General features: G+C 69.0%; 19 protein-coding genes. 13 read left to right on the top strand and 6 right to left on the bottom strand.

Features of this window, described 5'->3' with window-relative positions; genetic code table 11:
• Window positions 1–81: 81 nt before the first annotated feature.
• Entirely contained in the window at window positions 82–513 is a 432-nt protein-coding gene (locus AB0B90_RS28895) for an ATP-binding protein (RefSeq protein ID WP_350947374.1), read from the bottom strand.
• Window positions 514–868: 355 nt separating this feature from the next.
• Between AB0B90_RS28895 and AB0B90_RS28900 the strand changes: the two genes are divergently transcribed.
• The 3 genes from AB0B90_RS28900 (at window position 869) to AB0B90_RS28910 (ending at window position 2,308) form a co-directional block, all read left to right on the top strand.
• Window positions 869–1,690 carry a helix-turn-helix transcriptional regulator gene (locus AB0B90_RS28900; RefSeq protein ID WP_350947502.1) on the top strand — a complete coding sequence of 274 codons (822 nt, stop codon included), beginning with the start codon at window positions 869–871 and terminating at the stop codon, window positions 1,688–1,690.
• Complete coding sequence (locus AB0B90_RS28905) at window positions 1,691–1,927, top strand: DUF397 domain-containing protein (protein ID WP_350947375.1); 237 nt, start codon at window positions 1,691–1,693, stop codon at window positions 1,925–1,927.
• A 123-nt stretch (window positions 1,928–2,050) separates the two neighbouring features.
• Entirely contained in the window at window positions 2,051–2,308 is a 258-nt protein-coding gene (locus AB0B90_RS28910; RefSeq protein ID WP_362902497.1) for a hypothetical protein, read from the top strand.
• A 57-nt stretch (window positions 2,309–2,365) separates the two neighbouring features.
• Here AB0B90_RS28910 and AB0B90_RS28915 read toward each other — a convergent pair whose 3' ends face one another.
• Entirely contained in the window at window positions 2,366–2,947 is a 582-nt protein-coding gene (locus tag AB0B90_RS28915; RefSeq protein WP_350947377.1) for a histidine phosphatase family protein, read from the bottom strand.
• Between the two features lie 126 nt (window positions 2,948–3,073).
• Here AB0B90_RS28915 and AB0B90_RS28920 point away from each other — a divergent pair, with 126 nt between their 5' ends.
• From AB0B90_RS28920 to AB0B90_RS28960, 9 genes are all read left to right on the top strand, one after another.
• On the top strand, window positions 3,074–3,961 hold the full coding sequence (locus AB0B90_RS28920) for a Gfo/Idh/MocA family oxidoreductase (RefSeq protein WP_362902493.1): 888 nt from the start codon (window positions 3,074–3,076) through the stop codon (window positions 3,959–3,961).
• Window positions 3,962–4,410: 449 nt separating this feature from the next.
• Entirely contained in the window at window positions 4,411–5,370 is a 960-nt protein-coding gene (locus AB0B90_RS28925; protein ID WP_362925796.1) for an ABC transporter substrate-binding protein, read from the top strand.
• Window positions 5,371–5,660: 290 nt separating this feature from the next.
• On the top strand, window positions 5,661–6,626 hold the full coding sequence (locus AB0B90_RS28930) for an iron ABC transporter permease (protein WP_362925839.1): 966 nt from the start codon (window positions 5,661–5,663) through the stop codon (window positions 6,624–6,626).
• Window positions 6,627–6,777: 151 nt separating this feature from the next.
• Window positions 6,778–7,551 (top strand): ABC transporter ATP-binding protein, encoded by a 774-nt coding sequence (locus AB0B90_RS28935; RefSeq protein WP_350947380.1) that lies wholly within the window; start codon window positions 6,778–6,780, stop codon window positions 7,549–7,551.
• A 227-nt stretch (window positions 7,552–7,778) separates the two neighbouring features.
• On the top strand, window positions 7,779–8,390 hold the full coding sequence (locus AB0B90_RS28940) for an adenosylcobinamide amidohydrolase (protein ID WP_350947381.1): 612 nt from the start codon (window positions 7,779–7,781) through the stop codon (window positions 8,388–8,390).
• 68 nt (window positions 8,391–8,458) lie between these two features.
• Window positions 8,459–9,058 carry a Uma2 family endonuclease gene (locus AB0B90_RS28945; protein ID WP_350947382.1) on the top strand — a complete coding sequence of 200 codons (600 nt, stop codon included), beginning with the start codon at window positions 8,459–8,461 and terminating at the stop codon, window positions 9,056–9,058.
• A 297-nt stretch (window positions 9,059–9,355) separates the two neighbouring features.
• Window positions 9,356–10,939 carry a hypothetical protein gene (locus tag AB0B90_RS28950; protein ID WP_362925797.1) on the top strand — a complete coding sequence of 528 codons (1,584 nt, stop codon included), beginning with the start codon at window positions 9,356–9,358 and terminating at the stop codon, window positions 10,937–10,939.
• Window positions 10,939–12,540, top strand: coding sequence for a serine/threonine-protein kinase (locus tag AB0B90_RS28955; protein WP_350947384.1), 1,602 nt, complete (start codon window positions 10,939–10,941; stop codon window positions 12,538–12,540). Before AB0B90_RS28950 ends, AB0B90_RS28955 begins: the two co-directional genes overlap by 1 nt.
• Before the next feature lie 182 nt (window positions 12,541–12,722).
• Window positions 12,723–13,385 carry a response regulator transcription factor gene (locus tag AB0B90_RS28960; protein WP_350947385.1) on the top strand — a complete coding sequence of 221 codons (663 nt, stop codon included), beginning with the start codon at window positions 12,723–12,725 and terminating at the stop codon, window positions 13,383–13,385.
• Here the strand turns inward: AB0B90_RS28960 and AB0B90_RS28965 are convergent.
• Window positions 13,325–14,029 carry a hypothetical protein gene (locus tag AB0B90_RS28965; protein ID WP_362925798.1) on the bottom strand — a complete coding sequence of 235 codons (705 nt, stop codon included), beginning with the start codon at window positions 14,027–14,029 and terminating at the stop codon, window positions 13,325–13,327. The two genes, AB0B90_RS28960 and AB0B90_RS28965, sit on opposite strands and share 61 nt — an antisense overlap.
• A 210-nt stretch (window positions 14,030–14,239) precedes the next feature.
• On the opposite strand from AB0B90_RS28965, the gene gdhA reads away from it, so the two are divergent.
• Entirely contained in the window at window positions 14,240–15,583 is a 1,344-nt protein-coding gene (gene gdhA, locus AB0B90_RS28970; protein ID WP_350947387.1) for an NADP-specific glutamate dehydrogenase, read from the top strand.
• Window positions 15,584–15,725: 142 nt separating this feature from the next.
• Here gdhA and AB0B90_RS28975 read toward each other — a convergent pair whose 3' ends face one another.
• The 3 genes from AB0B90_RS28975 to AB0B90_RS28985 form a co-directional block, all read right to left on the bottom strand.
• Window positions 15,726–16,619, bottom strand: coding sequence for an aminoglycoside phosphotransferase family protein (locus AB0B90_RS28975; RefSeq protein WP_350947388.1), 894 nt, complete (start codon window positions 16,617–16,619; stop codon window positions 15,726–15,728).
• A gap of 162 nt (window positions 16,620–16,781) precedes the next feature.
• Window positions 16,782–18,161: a hypothetical protein gene (locus AB0B90_RS28980; RefSeq protein ID WP_362925799.1), complete on the bottom strand. Its 1,380-nt coding sequence runs from the start codon at window positions 18,159–18,161 to the stop codon at window positions 16,782–16,784.
• Between the two features lie 889 nt (window positions 18,162–19,050).
• On the bottom strand, window positions 19,051–19,680 hold the full coding sequence (locus AB0B90_RS28985; protein ID WP_350947390.1) for a hypothetical protein: 630 nt from the start codon (window positions 19,678–19,680) through the stop codon (window positions 19,051–19,053).
• Between the last annotated feature and the right edge of the window lie 310 nt (window positions 19,681–19,990).

Here is a 19,990-nt window from a genome sequence, read left to right on the forward strand (position 1 = left end):
CCGGGAGAACCTCGGGCCCGGGGTGATCGGACCCGAGGGCGTTCGAGGGGCCCTGTGGGGAGAGGGGAGGAAAAAAGGGGACTACGGGCGGTCGAAGGGATCCGGCTCTTCGCACGGACCCGTCCGGAGGACGGCCCACACGATCTTGCCGTACGGAGCGAGCGGTGCCCAGCCCCATCGGAGACTCAGCGACTCGACGATGTGCAGTCCGAGGCCGCCGATGTCGAGGGGGCAGGGGTCACGGAGGGCGGGAAAGCCGGCCCCCGGGTCGTTGAGCGTGCAGGCGACCAGCCCGCCTCGCCGGAGCAGGGAGAGCCGGATCGGTTCCCTGGCGCGTGACTCGGCCAGCCTCAGGCCGTGCCTGAAGGCGTTGGTCGCCAGCTCCGAGACCACCAGCTCCATGTTCTCGCCCAGTTCGGCGAGGTTCCAGCCGGTGAGGGTGCCTGTCGCGAAGCTTCGGGCGGAGTGGACGGACTCGGCCTGTGGCGGGAGGACGAATGTGGCGCTGGCCATGGCTACCGGGGACCTGGGAAGAAGATCACGCGCGGAATCGGGCCACCAGCCGGCGGGGGGCCACCAGTCGAGAGCCGTCCATGACGTTGACGCTCGGGGGGGCGCGGTTTGGGCGGACTGCACAGCCGTCATCATGGTGCAAACTCCCGTGCAGGTGCAAGAGCGAATGCACGTGCATAAGACCTGTGCAACCGCTACCGTTACCCCTGATTGGGTGATTACGGACGAAAGGGGATCTTGGTCATGGCCGAGGATTCTTTGGCCATGAAGTGACAGACTGTCGATCAGGAAAGCGAGCGAGGAGCACCACGTGTCCATGGATCCGCCCGGTACCGGTTCCACCGTTCGGCGAATCATGCTCGGCGCGAGCCTGCGCCGGTTGCGTGAGGAGAAGGGACTTGCCCGAGAGGTCGCGGGATTTCACATCCGTGCCTCGGAGTCCAAGATCAGCCGCATGGAACTCGGCCGCGTCGGTTTCAAGACACGTGACGTGGAAGACCTGCTCACCCTGTACGGCGTGCTCGACGACGCAGAACGGCGCGGCCTGCTGGAGATGGTCCGCGAGGCGAACACCCCGGGCTGGTGGCACAAGTACGGCGACCTGTTGCCGAACTGGTTCACCACCTACGTGGGGCTGGAGGAGGCGACGAACATGATCCGCACCTACGAGGTGCAGTTCGTTCCCGGCCTGCTGCAGACGTCCGCCTACGCGCGCACCGTGATCCGGTTGGGCTACCCGGACGTGCCGGAGGCGGAGATCGAGCGTCGTGTGCATATGCGCATGCAGCGGCAGGATCGCCTGACGAGAAAAGACGGCCCCCGGTTGTGGGCGGTCATCGACGAGGCGGCCCTGAAGCGGCCCATCGGAGGTAAGGAGATCATGCGTGAACAACTCCAGCACCTGCTGGAAGTGTCCGCGCTTCCCAACATCACCCTTCAGGTGATGCCCTTCCGATTCGGCATGCACGCGGCCGAGGGTGGTGCGTTCAGCATCTTGCGGTTTCCCGAGTCCGACCTGTCGGACGTCGTCTATGTCGAGCAGCTCTGGGGTGCCCTCTACCTGGACAAACGTGAGGACATCGATCCATACCTCACGGCCATGGAGCAGTTGTGCGTGGAAAGCACCACGCCCGGGGGCACCGCCGAGATCCTCGGCGACCTTCTCAGAGAGATGTAAATGAAGCAGACCTACAACGGCATGCCCGCCACTGACCTTGCCGGGGCCAGCTGGCGCAAGAGCCGCTACAGCAACTCGACGGGTAACTGCGTCGAGCTGGCCGAACTGACGGATGGCAGCATCGCGGTCCGCAACTCGCGTTTTCCCGAGGGGCCTGCCCTGATCTACACACGGGACGAGATTCGCGCCCTGGTGCTCGGGGTGAAGGATGGGGAGTTCGACGGCTTAACGGTGTAACACCGTTTTTACATCGGGGCAGCCGGGTTAACCGCGACGCGCCGATGATGTAACCGGGGGAGTGGATCGGCACGGAAGAGTTTGAGATCACAGTGATTGGGGGCTCAAACCGTGCTCGACCAGATGACCTTGTATCCGGTGGCCGACGACGTGCTGTTCGCGCCAGGCGGGCGCGTCGTGATCCGCACTTACGGCGTCGCCTCGGCGGCCACAGGGGAAGGTGCGTCCACTCCGGTGTCCTACCGCACATGGGTCACCGGAGTGCGCGACCAGCCACGTTACTGGCGCTGGGGTCATTTCGAGGACGCCTGCCACGGTCATCGCAAGGTCCTCGAATGGCTGACCGGCCGCGGTCCCCAGCCCGTCGCCGCCGCCGCCTGACCGAGCCCTCCGTCTCCCGTACGACGTGACGGCGCCCGGCCCGGCGGTTTTTCGAGGTCAGACGGGGGCGTTCCAGGCGAGGATCACCGGCTCGCCGTGCTCGAAGCCGAGCCGGGAGTAGGTCCCGGTGTCCAGCCGGAAGAGCCGCCCGTCCTGCGGGGACAGCCTGAGCCAGCGGGCGCACAGCACCCGCAGGAAGTGCCCGTGGGCGACGAGGACCACGTCGCCCTCCACGGTCCCGGCGCGGGCGATCACCCGGTCGGCGCGGGCGCCCACCTGCTCCGCGCTCTCGCCGGGATGGCCGGCGTCGCCGGGAACGACGCCGTCACGCCACAGATACCAGCCGGGGCGACCCTCACGGATCTTCGGGGTGGTGATGCCCTCGTAGCCGCCGTAGTCCCATTCCCACAGATCGGGCTCGATCTCGTAGTCCTTGATCCCGGCCAGTTCGGCGGTGTTCCTCGCACGACCGGCCGGGCTCACCAGGGCCAGGTCGAACGCCAGGCCCGCGATCAGCGGGGCGAGCGCCCGCGCCTGGTCCTCGCCCTTGGGGGTCAACGGCATGTCGGTGAGTCCGGTGTGTCGGCCGTCCCGGCTCCATTCGGTCTCGCCGTGTCGCAACAGAGTCATCTGATTCATGGTGCCCACCATCATGCCGGTACGGCCGATGCCGGTCGTCGGCGGCTCATGAACGGCTCACGGACGGCTCATGGACGGCTCATGGACTGAGCGCGGACTGAGCACGGCATACCCCCGGAGCACGCGATGAGGGGAGAGAGAGCATGCGAAACTGGATTAGTGACGTTATCTGTAGGTCTGGTCGGCGCCGGACCATGGGCCGAGATGGTGCACGCACCGATGCTGGCGGCTGGTCCGAACACGCGTCTGGCGGGCGTGTGGGCCCGTCGTCCCGAGGCCGCGGCGAGGTTCGGCGCCCCGGTCTTCGAACGGATCGAGGAACTCTTCGACAACTGCGAGGCGGTCGCGTTCTCGGTGCCGCCCGCCGTGCAGGCGGAGCTGGGGGTACGCGCCGCCAAGGCGGGCAAGGCGCTGCTGCTGGAGAAACCGCTCGCCGCCGACCTGGACGGGGCCCGGCGGCTGGCCGAGGCGGTCGCCGAGGCGGGAGTGGCCTCGCAGATGGTCCTCACCTGGCGTTACTCACCCGCCACCCGCGCCTTCCTTGCCAGGGTGTCGGCGATCGAGCCGTTCGGCGGGCGGGCGGCCAACGTCTCGGGGGCGATGCTCGGCGGGGCCTTCGCCACCTCCTGGCGTCTGGAGCGCGGCGCGATCCTCGACGTCGGGCCGCACATGATCGACATGCTGGACGCGGCGCTCGGCAGGGTCGTCGGGGTCCGGGCGCACGGCAACCCGCTGGGCTGGGTCGGCCTGCTGCTCGAGCACGAGACCGGCGCGGTGAGCGAGGCGTCGCTGTGCATGAGCGTGCCGGGTGAGAACCCGCCCTCCGAGGTCGAGATCTACGGGCGCCTCGGCAGGGAGTCCCTCGACGGCACCCGGCTGGGCTCCGACATCTTCTCCCTGATGCTCACCGAGTTCACGCGTACCGTACGGCGCGGCGGTGGTCACCCCCTGGACGCCGCGCACGGCCTGCGCCTGCAGGAGATCATCGCCGCCGCCGAGGAGCAGTTCGGCTGAGGGACGGCGGCGGTGAGTGGTTCGGCCGAGGTGGGACTCGGCTGAGGGTGGTTCGCCGAAGAGGCGAGGAACGGTTTACCGCAGGGTGCGCGACGGAGGGGTTCACCGGAGGACGGTTCGCCGGAGGGTGCGCGACGGAGGGGTTCACCGAAGGACGGCTCGCCCGGAGGACGCGTGTCGGAGGGGTTCGCCGGAGAGCGGTGCGCCGGAGGACGGGTGTCGAGGGCCTCGACACCCGGGGACCTTCGAAGGACGTTCTGGGGAATTGATACCGTTCGTCTGACGCGCAGCGTGAGCGAAGTCCGGTGTGAGTCCGGCGCTGTCCCGCAACTGTCATGACCCCGAGGGGTCGAGCCAGGTCGCCTCCGCCGCGTCGACGCAGACCCTCGTGGAAAAGGGTGACCCGTCTCTCCTGGGTCTCTCGGTTCCGGCAACTGAAAGGACCTCGTGTGAGGCCCGTACGCAGCGCCCTCGCCGGTGCCCTGTTCGCCGCACTGACCCTGGCCGGATGCGGCCAGAGCTCCCCGGCCTCGGCCCCGTCCCAGACCCTGTCCCCGACCGCCCCCGCGGCGGCCACTCCCTCGGCGGGCTTCCCCGTCACCGTCGAGGCGGGCAACGGCCCCGTCGTCGTCGCCAAGAGGCCCGAGCGGATCGTCTCGCTGTCGCCGAGCGCGACCGAGAGCCTGTTCGCGATCGGAGCCGGACCGCAGGTCGTGGCGGTGGACGACCAGTCCACCTATCCCGCCGAGGCGCCGAAGAGCGACCTGTCCGGTTTCAAGCCGAACGTGGAGGCGATCATCGCCAGGAAACCCGACCTCGTCGTGGTCGCCAACGACATCGGCGGCGTGGTGGCCGCGCTGGGCAAGGTCGGTGTCCCCGTCCTGCTGGAGCCCGCCGCGACCAAGTTCGACGATGCATACGACCAGATCACCGACCTGGGGGACGCCACCGGCAACGGCGACAGGGCCGCCGAACTCGTCGCCGGGATGAGAAAGCGGCTCGACGAGATCACCGCCGCCGCACCGAAGGACGCGAAGCTCACCTACTACCACGAGCTGGACACCACCCCCTATTCGGTCACCTCCGACACCTTCCTCGGCCAGATCTACGGGCTGTTCGGCATGACGAACATCGCCGACAAGGCTCCCGACCCGGCCGGCGGCTACCCCAAGCTCTCCGCCGAGTTCGTCGCCCAGGCCGACCCCGACCTCGTCTTCCTGGCCGACACCAAGTGCTGTGCTCAGTCCAAGGAAACCCTCGCCAAGCGTCCCGGCTGGTCCAGGCTCTCCGCCATCAAGAACGACCGGGTCATCCCCCTCGACGACGACATCGCCTCCCGCTGGGGGCCGCGTGTCGTCGACCTCGCCGAGCAGATCGGCGACGCCGTTCAGAAGGTGTCGGCGGGCTGATCGGTGTCAGGAAGAAACGGCAGATGTCTCCTCCCCGCCTCGAAGGACGAGGGCCGCACCCCGGACCGTCGGTGAGTCCCGGCGACGCGACCTCCGGATCGTCGCCTTCAGCCGACACGGACCCCGGCGTCGAGACGAACGCGGGCACGGACGCCGGCATCGGTACAGCCACCGAGACGAACACGGACGCCGGCGCCGACGCGGTTCGGAAGGCCGATGCCCGGGGGAGGCAGGCGGCCAGGCTGCGCCCGCTGGTGGCGCTCGCGGCCGTGGCGGTGCTTCTGGTGAGCATGCTCGCCGGGCTGCTGGTCGGCGCGGCGGACATCGCGCCGACCAGCGTGATGCTCCAGCTGCTCGACTGGCTGCCGTTCGTCTCGGCGGACTCGGGACTCGCCCCGGTCGAGCTGGGCCTGCTGACCGAACTGCGGCTGCCCCGGGTCCTGCTCGCCGCGATCGTCGGCGGCCTGCTGGCCGTCGCGGGAGCCGGATACCAGGGCGTCTTCCGTAACCCGCTCGCCGATCCCTACCTGCTGGGTGCCGCGGCGGGCGCCGGTCTCACCACCACGGCGGCGATCGTCTTCACCGGTGGCGACGTCGAGGCGATCGGCATCCCCGCCGCGGCCTTCACCGGGGCCGTCGGCGGCGTGCTGCTCGCCTACGCGCTGGGCAGCGCGGCGGGCCGGGGCGGCGGCACCGCGACGCTGGTACTCGCGGGCGTCGCGGTCACCTCCTTCCTCACCGCCGTCCAGACGTTCCTGCAGCAGCTCAAGGTGGAGGAGCTCCAGCGCATCTACGCCTGGATCCTCGGCGACGTCGGCGGCGGCTGGGGCCAGGTCACCCTCGTCGTCCCGTACGCCGCCGTCTCCGTGACGGTCATGCTGCTTCACGGCAGGCTTCTCGACGTGCTCTCGGTCGGTGACGACGAGGCGGTCACCCTCGGCCTGAACGCGACCCGCGTCCGCCTCGTGGTGCTGCTCGCCGCCTCCCTCGCCACCGCGGCGGCCGTCGCGGTGAGCGGGCTGATCGGCTTCGTCGGCATCGTCGTGCCGCACGTGGTCCGTCGCCTCGCCGGGTCGTCGTACCGGATCGTGCTGCCGATCTCGCTCATCGGCGGGGCCGCCTTCCTCGTCCTCGCCGACCTGATCGCCAGGACCGTACTCGCCCCCGCCGAGCTGCCCATCGGGGTGGTGACCGCGTTCGTCGGCGCACCGTTCTTCGTGGCCGTGCTGCGCGTGACCCGCAGGGTCGAGACATGAGGCGGCGCGTGCCCTGCGGGGGCGAGACCATGAGGCGCGTGCCCGGAACCGGGCCCATGGAGTCGTACGTGGTCCGGAAGAAGAAGGCGCGGCTCCGCTCGGACGGTGGGTGCGCGGCCGTGACCCGCGCGCCGCGCGAAGGGGAGACGCGGTGAGTCACCTGGTGGTGCGGGACCTGTCGGTGGTGCTGGATCGGCGCCCGGTGCTGTCCGGCGTCGGGCTCGACGTGCGGACCGGCGGATGGCTGGCCGTCATCGGGGCCAACGGCGCGGGCAAGTCCACTTTGCTGCGGGCCCTGGCGGGGGTGCTGCCCTTCGAGGGGGATGCGCTCGTCGACGACATGCCGTTGCGGCGGCTCAAGGCCAGGGAGCGGGCCGGGCTGCTCGCCTACGCCCCGCAGTCCCCGGCGCTGCCGGCCGACATGACCGTGTTCGACTACGCCCTGCTCGGCCGCACCCCGTACATCCCCTACCTGGGCCGCGAGAGCCGGCACGACCGCGAGGTGACCGTCTCGGTGCTGGAGCGGCTGGACCTGTCACCCCTCGCCGCCCGCCCGCTCGCCCGCCTGTCCGGTGGCGAGCGTCAGCGCGTCGTGCTCGCCAGGGCGCTGGTCCAGCAGGCCCGGGTGCTCCTGCTCGACGAGCCCACCACGGCCCTCGATCTGGGACACCAGCAGCAGGTGCTGGAACTCGTGGACCGGCTCAGGCTGGCCGACGGGCTCACCGTCGTCACGACACTCCACGACCTGAGCCTGGCGGGTCAGTACGCCGACTCGATGATGCTGCTCTCCGGCGGACGGGTGGCCGCCTCGGGTGCCCCGGCCGAGGTGCTGACGGGCGAGCTGATCGGTGAGCACTTCGACGCCCGTGTGCGTGTCGCGGCCGGTCCCGGTGGCAGGCCCGAGGTCCATCTGGAGCGTCCTTGAGCGAGATGGGAAATCGTCCGGAGACGTTCGTGAGCGGCTACGATGTCCGGCCGGAGGTCCCGGAGCGGATCCGAGGTTCACGCGAAGCATCACCGGGACCCTCGCCGGAACACGGAGCGTCTTCGGGACCCTTCCCGACACATGGAGCATCTCCGAGGCAGTCGCCGGCACATGGAGCGTCCCCGAGGCTGAGCCATCGCGACGAGGACGGCGCGCGGCTCGCCTCGTTGCTGTGGGAGTTCGGGCCAGGATGGCGGGCGATCTCCTCGGCGATGGTCGGCGGCGGCATCGGCCCGGTCGCCTGGGTGCTCAACGCGCAGGTGATAGCCGGATACTCGCGGATGGACCCGGTGGACCACCTCCTGGAGCTCGCTCCGCCCGGCCCCGGGGTCGGCATGCTCACCGCGGCCTCGGTCGAGCACTTCACCCGGGCTCACGACGGGGGAGCGGAGGTGGTGGCGACCGTCGGCCTGCGCGTCCCCACCTGGGCCGCCGCCCCCGAGGGCGCCGCCGACCCCGAACTGGCCCCCATGCTGCTGCCGGGAACGATCAACATCGTCGCCGCCGTCCCGGTCGCGATGAGCGACGCCGCCCTGGTCAACATGGTCATGACGGTGACCGAGGCGAAGACCCAGGCACTACTGGAGGCCGGTTTCCCCTGCACCGGCACCGCCTCCGACGCCGTCTGCGTGGTCGCCCCCGAGCGGATTCCCGGGGGCCCGGAGGAACTCTTCGGCGGTCCCCGCTCCACCTGGGGTGCCCGCGTCGCCCGCGCCGTCCACACCGCCGTCCGTCAGGGCGCGCACCGATGGGCGAAACGTGATGTATCAACTACTTAAAGTAAGGAAATCGAGGGAAGTAGCATGTGGGCGAGGGCGAGACTCCCGATACTGAGCAGGTGACCGCGATGGCAACGACGGAGCCGACGACCAGACGGACGGTTCTCCATGGAGAGCCGCCGTTCACCGTCGACGACCTGCTCACGTTCCCCGACGACGGGAACCGCTACGAGCTCTTCAACGGGAGCCTACTGGTGAGTCCCTCTCCTGTCCCCCTGCACCAGCGTGCAATCTTGCGTCTCGCGCGAATTCTCGAAGACGCCGCGCCGCCGGAGTTCGAGCCGCTGCCGGAGGTCAATCTCCGGGTGAGCAGGCGTGACTTCTTCATCCCCGACCTGGTCGTGGTGCCCGCCGAGGCCGTCGACGAGACGGAGCTGATGTTCGCGCCGCGCGACATCCTCCTCGCCGTCGAGATGGTGAGCCCGAGCACCCGGGCGCGAGACCGCCACCTCAAGAGGGCCGCCTACGCGGCGGCGGGAATTCCCGTTTACTGGCGGATCGAGCTGTCCGACGGGCCGTCCGTCCACGTTCACGAGCTCGCCGGTGACGAGTACAAGGCGGCGGAGAAGCACGAGGCCGGAGAGGTGACGAGCCTGCTCGCCCCGTTCGAGGTCTCCTTCGATCCCGCGGTGCTGCTGCGTCCCCGCGATCGAAGGGACCGGAGCTGAGGGAGCGGGGATCGAAAGGACCGGAGCCGAAAGGGCCGGGCCGCTTTGGGTGATCTTCGATCGGTATACGTTGTCGCGCCGGAGGGGCCGCCGGGATTAGACTTTGCGTAACTGTCCGCGACGGGGCGTGGACGTGACGATAGGCCGTAAGACGGGATGGGCGAAGCGGGGTGGCGATGCCCTGCTCATGGCCTTTTACTGGTGATGGCGGAAAGAAAGTCAAGTCCTACGGGCCTGGACGGTTCACTTATTCACCCCCGTTTGCGACCCTGGTCCTATCCCCTGTAGGGAGTGGCGATGCGGCGGTTCGGTTCGGCGCTGGCGGTGCTCGGAGGGCTCTGTCTGGCGATCGCCGGGGTGGCTCCCGCCCTGGCTCATGAGCATCCCAGCGGGATCACCGACCTGGTGACCCCCGCGGTGGTCAGGATCGAGGCGACGGCGCGGGTCGACATCACGCTGCTCGACCACATCGGTGAGCTGGTCCACGTGGAGCGTTCCTACGACGTGCCGATCGGCAGCGGCACCGGCACCGTGATCAACCCCGACGGGGGCATGGTCACCCTCACCCGGGTGGTCAAGACCGACCGCGACGTCCGGATCTACGCGGCCAACAAGATCTTCGCCGCGCACCACAAGGTCAAGATCCCCGAGGACTTCGAGCGGCACAGGCTCAAGGACGACCAGCTCGACCACCACCTGCAGGAGTGTTACCCGCCCAAGCAGCCCACCGCCACCTGCATCATCGACGTCACCACCGAGATCACGGTCTTCCCCAACATCTCTCCCCCGGACAAGGAGGGGTTCAAGGCGGAGATCGTCCGTGTCGGTGACAAGCCGGACAGTCCCGCAGTGCTGAGCCCCGTCGGCCGCGCGGACGGGAGCGCGGGCCTGCCCACCGCCCCGCTCGCCGCCGTGGTGCCCGCCAAGGAGGGCTCGCCGGTGGCGGTCGCGGGGTTCACCGGGCGGCCCGCAGCGAACCTGCCGGAGACCGTCGACATCGCCCACCTGCGGGCGGGCGGCGCGGGGGAGAGCGGCCGGCAGTTCAAGGACCCGGAGAACAAGGTCAACGAGCCGGAGAAGCTGGGAGCCCTGATCGACAAGGGCCTGCTCGGTGGCCCGGTGATCGAGGACAAGAAGGGCGAGGTCGTCGGACTGCTGATCGGCGGCGGCAAGGACGCCCGGATGATCGGCATCCGTGAGATCACCAAGGCCCTCGCCGAGGCGGACGTCACGCCCGCCCGGGGCTCGATCGACGCCGCCTTTGAGCAGGCGCTGACCCGCTTCCACACCCATTACTACGGCGACGCCGTCCCCGCCTTCCAGCGCGTGCTCGACCTCTACCCCGGCCACATCGTGGCGGCGGCGCACCTGAAGACGTCGCAGGCCAAGCGGGGCACGGCGGAGGACGAGGCGACCAAGAGGGCGGCCGCCTCCACCGACCTGCCCAAGAGCACGCCCCTGTGGCCGTTCCTGGTCGGCGGCGGCCTGCTGGTGCTCGTCGTGCTGGTCATCGCGATCCTGCTCTGGCGCCGTGGGTCGCAGGACCCCGAGCCCGAGCCGAGCCCGGCCGCCAAGACCGGGCCCACGGTCCCGGCCTCGCCACCGATACCGATACCGCCGCGACCGGCCTTCGACGAGCAGGCCGACTCCACGGTCGTCGTCGGCCGGTCCTTCCCGGCGCTGCCCAAGATCTCCTCCACCCCCGGTCAGCCGGTGCTGGTGGCACGCGACCCCGGTCACAACACGGCCCCGGGTGCCGGCACGGCACCGGGCACGAAACCCGGAGAGACGATGGTGCAGAAATACTGCACGGGTTGCGGGATGCGACTGGGCCCCGCCCACAGCTTCTGCGGCTACTGCGGCCAGCCGACCAAGACGTGATGTCCATGAACGACAGGGCGCTGATCGGCCGGGAAGTGGCCGGCTACCAGGTCGAGGACATCATCGGCAAGGGCGGCATGGCCGTGGTCTATCTCGCGATCGACCCCAGGCTGAACCGCAGGGTGGCACTGAAGATCCTCAATCCGCTTCTCGGTGAGGACGACAGGTTCCGCCAGCGCTTCGTGCTGGAGTCGCGCACGGTCGCGAGCATCGACCACCCCAACATCATCCCGATCTACGAGGCCGACAGCGCCGAGGACGGCACTCTCTACATCGCGATGCGTTACGTCGACGGACCCGACCTGCGCAAGCTCTTCTACGACCGGGGGCCGATGCCGGTCAGCCAGGTGAGCCGGATCTTCGCCCAGGTGGCCGCCGCGCTCGACACCGCGCACGCCCACGACCTGGTCCACCGCGACGTCAAGCCCGCCAACATCCTGATCGCCGGTCACGCCGACGGCGACCACGCCTACCTCACCGACTTCGGCATCACCAAGCACCGCACCTCGATCTCCGGGCTGACCCAGACCAACCAGTTCATCGGCACCCCCCGCTACATGTCGCCCGAGCAGATCAACAAGGAGCACATCGACGGCCGCTGCGACCAGTACGGCCTGGCCTGCGTGGTCTACGAGGCCCTGTCGGGGCGGCTGCCCTTCCAGCGCGACAACGAGATCGCCCTGCTGTGGGCGCATCTCGCCGAGACGCCCACGCCGCTCACCACGCTCCGCCCCGAGCTGCCGCTCGAAGTCGACGGTGTGATGATGCGGGCCCTGGCCAAGTCGCCCGAGCAGCGCTACGACACCTGCGGCCAGTTCGTCGCCGAGCTGCGTGACGCGATCAGCGGCGCCGGGCAGCCGTACCAGCTCGCGCAGGCTCCCTCGGCGTCGTCGGCGGTGTCGCCGACTGTATCTCCGGCGGTGTCGTCGACGGTGTCCGAGACGACCGAGGTGTCCGGGAAACGAAGAGGGCCCAAGGGACGCCCGTCCGGGGGGAAGGGCATCCTCATCGGCGCGGCCGTGGCGATCACGGCGATCGTCGCGCTGGTGGCGGTGCTCGCCACGTTCCTGCGCGGCGGCGACACCTGGGTGGCGTACCCGGGCTCCTCCGCGGTGCCGGTCGCCTTCCAGCACCCCGGGACCTGGACCCTTGAGCCGCACGCCGACGTGTTCGTGGTGGCCTCCCCGAAGGTGGAGCAGTTCCGCGCGCTGTTCGCGACACCCGTCACCGCCGACTGGGCCGCGGCGAACGAGATCATCAAGGATGCCCCGCAGGACGCCACCGGCCTGTACGCGCAGACCCTAGACACCCTCGACCCGCTCGGCGGCGCCAAGCAGCTGCAGGAGACCCTGCAGTCCTCGCTCCCCGGGACGGTCAGTGTCTTCTCCCAGGTCGTGCAGGTGAGCGTGGGCGGGCAGAACGCCGCGCGCCTGCAGGGGACGATCGCCGACCCACAGCGCGGCGGTCAGCTCGAATTCACCGGCTGGGTCGTCGAACGGCATGACGAGCCCGCCATCCTGATCTACTTCTGCGCGTCCGGCAGGTGCGATGACGCGGTCGCCAACAGGTTCGTGCGGAGTGTCTCGTTCCCGGCGTTCTGACCCGTTGACTTGTGTCCGACTTGTGAGCGGCTTGACCGGGCGTTTTGTCCTATGGGCAAGACGGTCGCCAGGCTTTAGTCTCCCCGCAGGGCGGCTCTCCTTCCCCTTCGGTACCGGTGCGTACGGGCCGTTCGATCGCTCGGCCCCGGAACGAGGTGTCCAGCCGCCCGCAAGGAGGAGAAGTGAACATCCGCGTCGTGATCGCCGACGACCAGGCGATGGTTCGCGCCGGGCTGAAGCTCGTCGTGGAGAGCGAGGTCGGGCTCGAGGTGGTCGGTGAGGCCGCCGACGGGATCGAGGCCCTCGCCGTGGCCCGCCGTACCAGGCCCGACATCGTGCTGATGGACATCTCGATGCCGCGCATGGACGGCATCACCGCCGCGAGGCAGTTGCTGGGCCAGCAGGACCCGCCGAAGGTCGTCATACTGACGACCTTCGACACCGACGAGAACCTCTACGCCGCGCTTCGGGCCGGGACGAGCGGGTTTCTGCTCAAGGTCTCGCCGCCCGAGCAGCTCGTGGAGGCGATCCGCGTCGTCGTCGCCGGGGACGCCCTGCTCGACCCGGCCGTCACCACCCGCGTCATCGCCTCCTTCGCCGGACGCCACGACCCCGCGCCTCCGCCGCAGCTGGCCGATCTCACCCCGCGCGAGCTGGAGGTGCTGCGCTTCCTGGCACGCGGCCTGACCAACGCCGAGATCGCGGGGGAGCTCTTCGTCGGCGAGGCCACGGTCAAGACGCACGTGGCGCGGGTGCTGATGAAGCTTCACCTGCGCGACCGGGCTCAGGCGGTGGTGTTCGCGTACGAGTCGGGCGTGGTCCGGCCGGGGGCGGCGGTCGGGTAGTAGGAGATCCACTCCTCGCGGCTCATCCGGAGCATCTTGACACCGAGATGCCCCAGCGCGACCGCGGGGGCGATCCACATCGGGATGGTCGCCGGACCGTACGGGACGACCAGCGAGGCGCCGTAGCCGATCAGGACGACGAGCGGCACCCACCAGTGCGCGAATCCGGCTCGCCAGACGCCGATCAGCAGGACGGGCAGGCCGAAGAGGGCGAAGAACAGCCAGGGCATCTGGAATCCGAAGACGACGCCGGGCAGGTTCAGCATCTCGTCGAGGATCCGCTGCGTCTGCTCGGGGGTGTTGCGCTGCCCGAGCCACCACTCCACCGGGTCGGTCAGGAGCAGGCCTGACAGGCTGATGTAGCCGATGACGGTGAGCGGGCCGACGATGTGGCCGAAGACCACCGCGCGGCGGCGCATCACGTGCAGCAGGCCGAGGGCCGCGACGGCCGTCAGCAGGTAGGACCAGTGGTACATCACCGACTGGACCTGGGCGAGGGCGGGGTTGTCCCCGAAGCTGACGGACTCGCGATCGTCCCCCCAGGTGCCGGGGTCGACGATGACGGCGATCGCCTGGAGCAGCGGGGCGACGATCAGTAGCACACCTGAGGAGACACGCCGGAAGTCGGCTGAGTCACGAAACATGGGCTTTCCTGCCTGTGCGGGGCTTCTCTCACTCAGGAAGGTAGGTGGCGGGTACGCGCGAGGGCGTCCCTCACCAGGCTGATCCGGGGTCCCTCTCGTGGGGTATTCAGCGGGTAATAAGGTCTCACAGTAGGGCGGTGGGAGTTGTGAGAACCGCCTCTCCCAAGGTCTGGCCCACAGTGCGCGGACTTGCGACCAGAAAGATGAGCGATGTTGCACGAGAAGCTTGAATCGATTTACGACAGCGTCCTGCGTCGCAACCCGGGGGAGATCGAGTTCCACCAGGCCGTTCGTGAGGTGCTGGAGAGCATCGGCCCGGTTCTCGGCAAGCACCCCGAATACGCCGAATCCAAGATCATTGAGCGGATCTGCGAGCCGGAGCGGCAGATCATCTTCCGGGTGCCCTGGGAGGACGACCAGGGCGAGGTGCACATCAACCGCGGTTTCCGGGTCGAGTTCAACAGCGCGCTCGGCCCCTACAAGGGCGGCCTGCGCTTCCACCCCTCGGTCTACCTCGGCATCGTCAAGTTTCTCGGCTTCGAGCAGATCTTCAAGAACGGACTGACCGGCCTGCCGATCGGCGGCGGCAAGGGCGGCTCGGACTTCGACCCCAAGGGCCGCTCCCAGCGCGAGATCATGCGCTTCTGCCAGAGCTTCATGACCGAGCTCTACCGGCACATCGGCGAGTACACCGATGTCCCGGCAGGGGACATCGGTGTCGGCCAGCGTGAGGTCGGTTACCTGTTCGGCCAGTACAAGCGCATCACCAACCGGTACGAGTCCGCGGTGATCACCGGCAAGGGGCTCAGCTACGGCGGCGCGCAGGTCCGCACCGAGGCGACCGGGTACGGTTGCGCCTTCTTCGTCGAGGAGATGCTCAAGGCCCGCGGCACGTCCTTCGACGGCAAGCGCGTCGTCGTCTCCGGCTCCGGCAACGTCGCCGTCTACGCGATCGAGAAGGTACGGCAGCTCGGCGGCACGGTGGTCGCCTGTTCCGACTCCTCGGGGTACGTCATCGACGAGAAGGGCATCGACCTCGACCTGCTCAAGCAGGTCAAGCAGATCGAGCACCTGCGGATGGACGCCTACGCCAGGCGGCGCGGCGGCGGAGTGTCCTTCGTGGCGGGACGGAGCGTCTGGGAGGTGCCGTGCGAGGTGGCGATGCCGTCGGCCACCCAGAACGAGATCACCGGCAAGGACGCCGAGGTGCTGGTGCGCGGCGGCTGTATCGCGATCGGCGAGGGCGCCAACATGCCCACCACGCCGGAGGGCATCCGGATCTTCCAGGAGGCCGGTGTCTCCTTCGGTCCCGGCAAGGCCGCCAACGCCGGCGGTGTGGCCACCAGCGCGCTGGAGATGCAGCAGAACGCCAGCCGCGACTCGTGGACCTTCGAGTTCTCCGAGCGCCGCCTCCAGGAGATCATGCAGGACATCCACGGCCGCTGCCTGAAGACCGCCGAGGAGTACGGCATGCCGGGCAACTACGTGGCCGGTGCCAACATCGACGGCTTCAAGCGCGTCGCCGACGCGATGCTCGCCCTCGGCCTGATCTGAGGTCCGAGCCGGGACGTCTGCCTGCGACCGCCAAAGGCGTCGGTCACCGGCACACCGCTGCCGCATCCCCTCGCGCTCCCGCGCGCCGAGCCCGCCTCCCCCGTCCGGGGACGCTCATCCGGCGAAGCCGTGAAGGGGGCGTCTAGGAGGCGAAGAGCCACTCCAGAGCGGCGAGGGACTTACCGGCGTACGCGTCCCGACCGGTTTCGAGGCCGTAGGCCAGGTCCTCGAAGACGCTGCATCTGCCGTAGAAGACGGCGCGCTCACGCAGGGCGGCGGTGTCACCGGACCGGTAGCGGCCGAGGGCGGCGTCCAGGGCGGCGGGGCCGAGGTCGCGGTACAACAGACCGAAGTCGTAGGCCGGGTCGACGATCGCGGCGTCGCTCCAGTCGATGACGCCGGTCACCGCGCCCGTGGCGGGGTCGACGAGAACGTGCTCGATCCCCAGGTCGTTGTGCGAGAAGACCGGTTCGCGGCCTGGGGCCGGAGGAGGGGTCTTCAGGAAGTCCCGCACCGCCCGGTGGTGGGCCTCGGGGATCTCCTCGGCGATCGCGGGATGGATCTCCGCCGCCTCGTCCAGCCATTCGGACGGCGGTGGGGCGTCCACCTCCACCAGCCCGGCCAGCCGATCCGCCGGAACGGCGTGCGCGGCGGCGAGCAGGTCGCCGAGCGTGGCGGCGATCGACGGGCCGTGGGCCAGCCGCTCCGGCAGGGGCAGGTCGAGCAGCGGCCGGCCGGGGAGCCTGCGGTAGGCGAGGCAGCCCCGTTCCGCGACCGTGAACTCCGGTTCGGGGACGGGCACCGGTGAGAGGCCGGCGACGGCGGCGAGCAGGCGGGCCTCACGCGCCACGAGTACGGCCCGCCGCGCCGGATCCGGCTCCTTGCTGAAACGTACGATCAACTCGCCGTTGACCTGGTACGCGACGTTGTCCTCGCCCTCGCCGAACGGTGTGACGGTCTCGACGCGGTAGCCGGGCAGGTGCTCGGCCACCGCGTCACGGACGTCGTCGGCGCGGTCGTGGTTCTGGCTCCCCATACCGCGACCCTACCGATCACACCGGAGGGCCGAGACGCCCGCTGATCACGTCCTCGATTCGCGCCGGAACACCTCGGGTGAACACGGCGGTCGTCAAACCGGCTGATCCGGCGCTCGCAGGGAGCGTGGATCAGCCGGTCGACATGACGAGCGGGACACCTGTCAGGGGGTGGGAAGGCCGCTCTCCAGTCGGCATCCGTCGGCGGTCCGCGTGTTGTCACAATGGTTGAGCTGGAGGCTGTCCACCACATAGGCGAAGGACTGGCCGTTCGGGCTCACCACCGAGAGCTGCACGGTGGCCGCGCCGGTCGGTGCGATCGCCGAGACGTTGTACTCCGCCCAGTCAGATGTCAGGGCGTGGAGCGAGCTGTCACTGTTCGAGATCAGCGCGTTCGACGCGTTGTACCAGGAGAGCCGCAGCTTGACGCCGCCGGAGGTGGCGGTCGTGAGCCGGGCGAAGAACTTGTACCGTTGCCCCGGCGTCACCTGGGGCCTGCGGGTGACCGACAGGATCCCCTCGGCCCACGACTGGACGTTCATGGTCAAGGATCGCCGGCCGTCGTAGTAGCGGGCCGACACCTGGCTGTCCGCTCCAGGCGGAGTGACCTGCATCCATCCGCCGCCGGAGACGGTGAAGCCCGTGGGGTACCCATAGGGCGCGTCTGCCTCGACCGTGCGTTCCTGCGCGGTCAGCAGGTCGTTGCTGTACCCGATATCGCAGCAGAGCGGCGGGGTGAGCATCGACCAGGTGGCGAGGTTGGCCTTGCGAGGGTGCGGATAGGCGCTCGTGTAGAACGTGGCCGTGGTCTCGCTCGGGTCGTAGTAGTTGTTGAACTCCTGGTCCACCTGCCAGGTGTGCCACTGGGTGGACATGACGTCGGTGTCCTCGTGGAGGACCGTCTCGGTGACCTTGGCGTGGTCGACGTCGAACAGGTGGATGAACTCGTGCAGCATGGTCGCGCTGTCCCACTCGTCGGTCGCCGCGACGCACAGGAGTTCGCAGAAGGCCTGCGCCGTCCCGTCGAAGTCCTCGAACACCATGTAGGTACGGTTGGCGTGGTCGTAGCCCGCCGCCGCCAGGTCGTCCTCGACGACGTCCGCGGCGGTCTCGCCGCCGATCACCCCGCCCTCGATCTTCTCCGGCACCACGAGGGCGCGCGCGTAGTCCGCGTAGCTGCCGGTGCCGTAGCCGGTCCGGCAGCTCAGATTGACATGCTGGTCGTAGTTCGTGGACTCGTCCAGCGACCAGTCCACCCGGTCGACGATCTTGGCGATCCTCTCGACGAAGTCGTCGTAGCGGTTCCCGGACTCCTCGTGCCAGGCGTAGATCACCTGGACCGCGGGGATGCTCCCCGCGGCGTTCCTGGGGTCGGACAGCGTGGTGGCGCAGCCTCGCCGGGGAATGTCCGCGTCCGCCGGTTGGACGTAGGGAACATAAGGTTCGGAGCCGATGGGACTGAAATCGGCGTGTGCCGTATCCGCCATCAGGACGACAAGCGCGACTACGACCAGCGCGGACGTGAATCGCTTGAACCGTGCCAACAAAGGATTTCCCTCCAGGGGTTTACCGTGCCGTGAACCCGTAAACGCGCATGGCGGGTTCCCGAGAATTCCGGATGTGTTCTCGGTGGTATATCGGTAAGCGTTTTTCGGTCGGCGGCGCCGACCTCGAACGTGACCCTTCCGACTGGGGCCGTGAAACGCGGCCGGGAACGGATCTCGCCGAGTTCGGGTTCCGCTCGATGTGATAGCAGCGCTGTGAGCAGCGGTGATGACAGGGGAAGGGGTGGGGGTCACCGGTCCGGCCGTCGAGCCCTCGGCTCGGCGACGAGGGTCGAGTGGGTCGGGTTCAGAGTTCGCTCATGTGACCGGTGGCCGGGTGCCGTCGGCCTTCACGAGCCTGGAATCCCATTCCGAAGAAATGTGTCCTGAATGTATGCGGTCGATGACCGCCTCACCTCTTCACCTTGGAGTCATCGGACCAGGCAAAGGTAAACAGCACCTGTTTCGGCTCGATTTCACAATGACTCCCTGTTCTGTTACTGCTGGGCGTCATGGCGTCGGTTTCCGAAGTTGAAAAGGCGAAGGGTCGCGAAGGGGTGCGGTTACCGGCGGCGCGTTCGCCGTTGCTCACTCCGTCGCACGCGCGATCTCGTCGAGCCGGGGGCGGTGACGATACGGGGCGCCGGGGCGGGGAGTTGTGCCGCCGATCGCCGCGCTCGCCGACCGGCCCTCGGCCGGGCGCTCACCGGCTGCCGCAGGGGGGATCCGTCGCGTTCACTGTCGGCGGCGACCGGATGCCGGGTTCGGGAAAGCCGTCCGCGCGAGGGTGGTGCCGTCCGCGGGAGGTGGTGCCGTTCGCCGGAGGGTCGGCGGTGCGCCGGCCGGGGCAGGCCCTGTGTCCCAGGACCTGCCCCGGCCGGATGTGCGCTCAGCCCGCGCCGGGGACGACGGCGGTCCTCTCCTTGAAGTCGTAGCCGTGCTGGGTGGCGTTCTGCCGCAGGTTGTTGAAGGAGTCCTTGCCGGCCTGGAGGTCGGCCTCGGTGGCGGTGCCGTTCTTCAGCTTGGTGGTCAGGGCGCTGAAGCTGTCGGTGACCGCCTTGACCCCCTTGCACAGGGTCGGGTTGGCCAGGGCGAAGCGCCGGGCCACCTTCAGTTCGTGAAGAGTGAAGAGACCGGCGACGGCGGCCTTGGCGAAGGTCCGCTTCCGCTTCTCCGCTCCGGCCTTGAAGCCGCCGCTCTGCAGCGGTTGGTAGATGTAGCGGTAGAAGGCGCCCAGCGCGAGGCCCGCGTGCAGCGCGAAACGGGTCTTGGCGAACCTCTTGGCGTTGACGCCGGTGGGGCACTCCTCCGCGGTGTACTCCTGGGCGGTGTCCTCCCCGGAGAGGTCGGCGGCGGGCGGGGCGCCCGCGGCGGGTGGAACGGCCGCGGACGTCGTGGCCACGGCGGTTTCCGGTTTCACGGCGGTGGACTGGCCGCCGCCGCAGCCGCCGACGAGCAGTGTCACGGCCAGCAGTGCCGCTGCCGGAACGGCAACGGATCGGGCACTCCGTACAGGCATCTTCCCCCCTGGAGAACGCTCACGGCATCTTTGTGACCTTCATCCCTTTTGTACCCTTTGTGATTGATTAAACACGTTACGTAAGTCGAGTCGCCTTTGTTGTGAGGGGGAATGATCTGTGTGCCGGCGGGTCGTCGGTGGACGTGAGGTCCGGCCGCGACTGGGCGACCGGGGTCGTGTGCGTCCCGCCCGCACTCCGTCCCGTCCGTGAGGCTGCGATCTTTTAATCTCCTCACCCCGTAAGGGATGCGGCAAAACGGGCATATGGTGTGTATATTTTCCGTTATCTGCTCTTGCCTGAAGGAGGATT

Source organism: Streptosporangium sp. NPDC049078 (assembly GCF_040648855.1).
In the GTDB taxonomy this organism is placed as follows: Bacteria; Actinomycetota; Actinomycetes; order Streptosporangiales; family Streptosporangiaceae; genus Streptosporangium.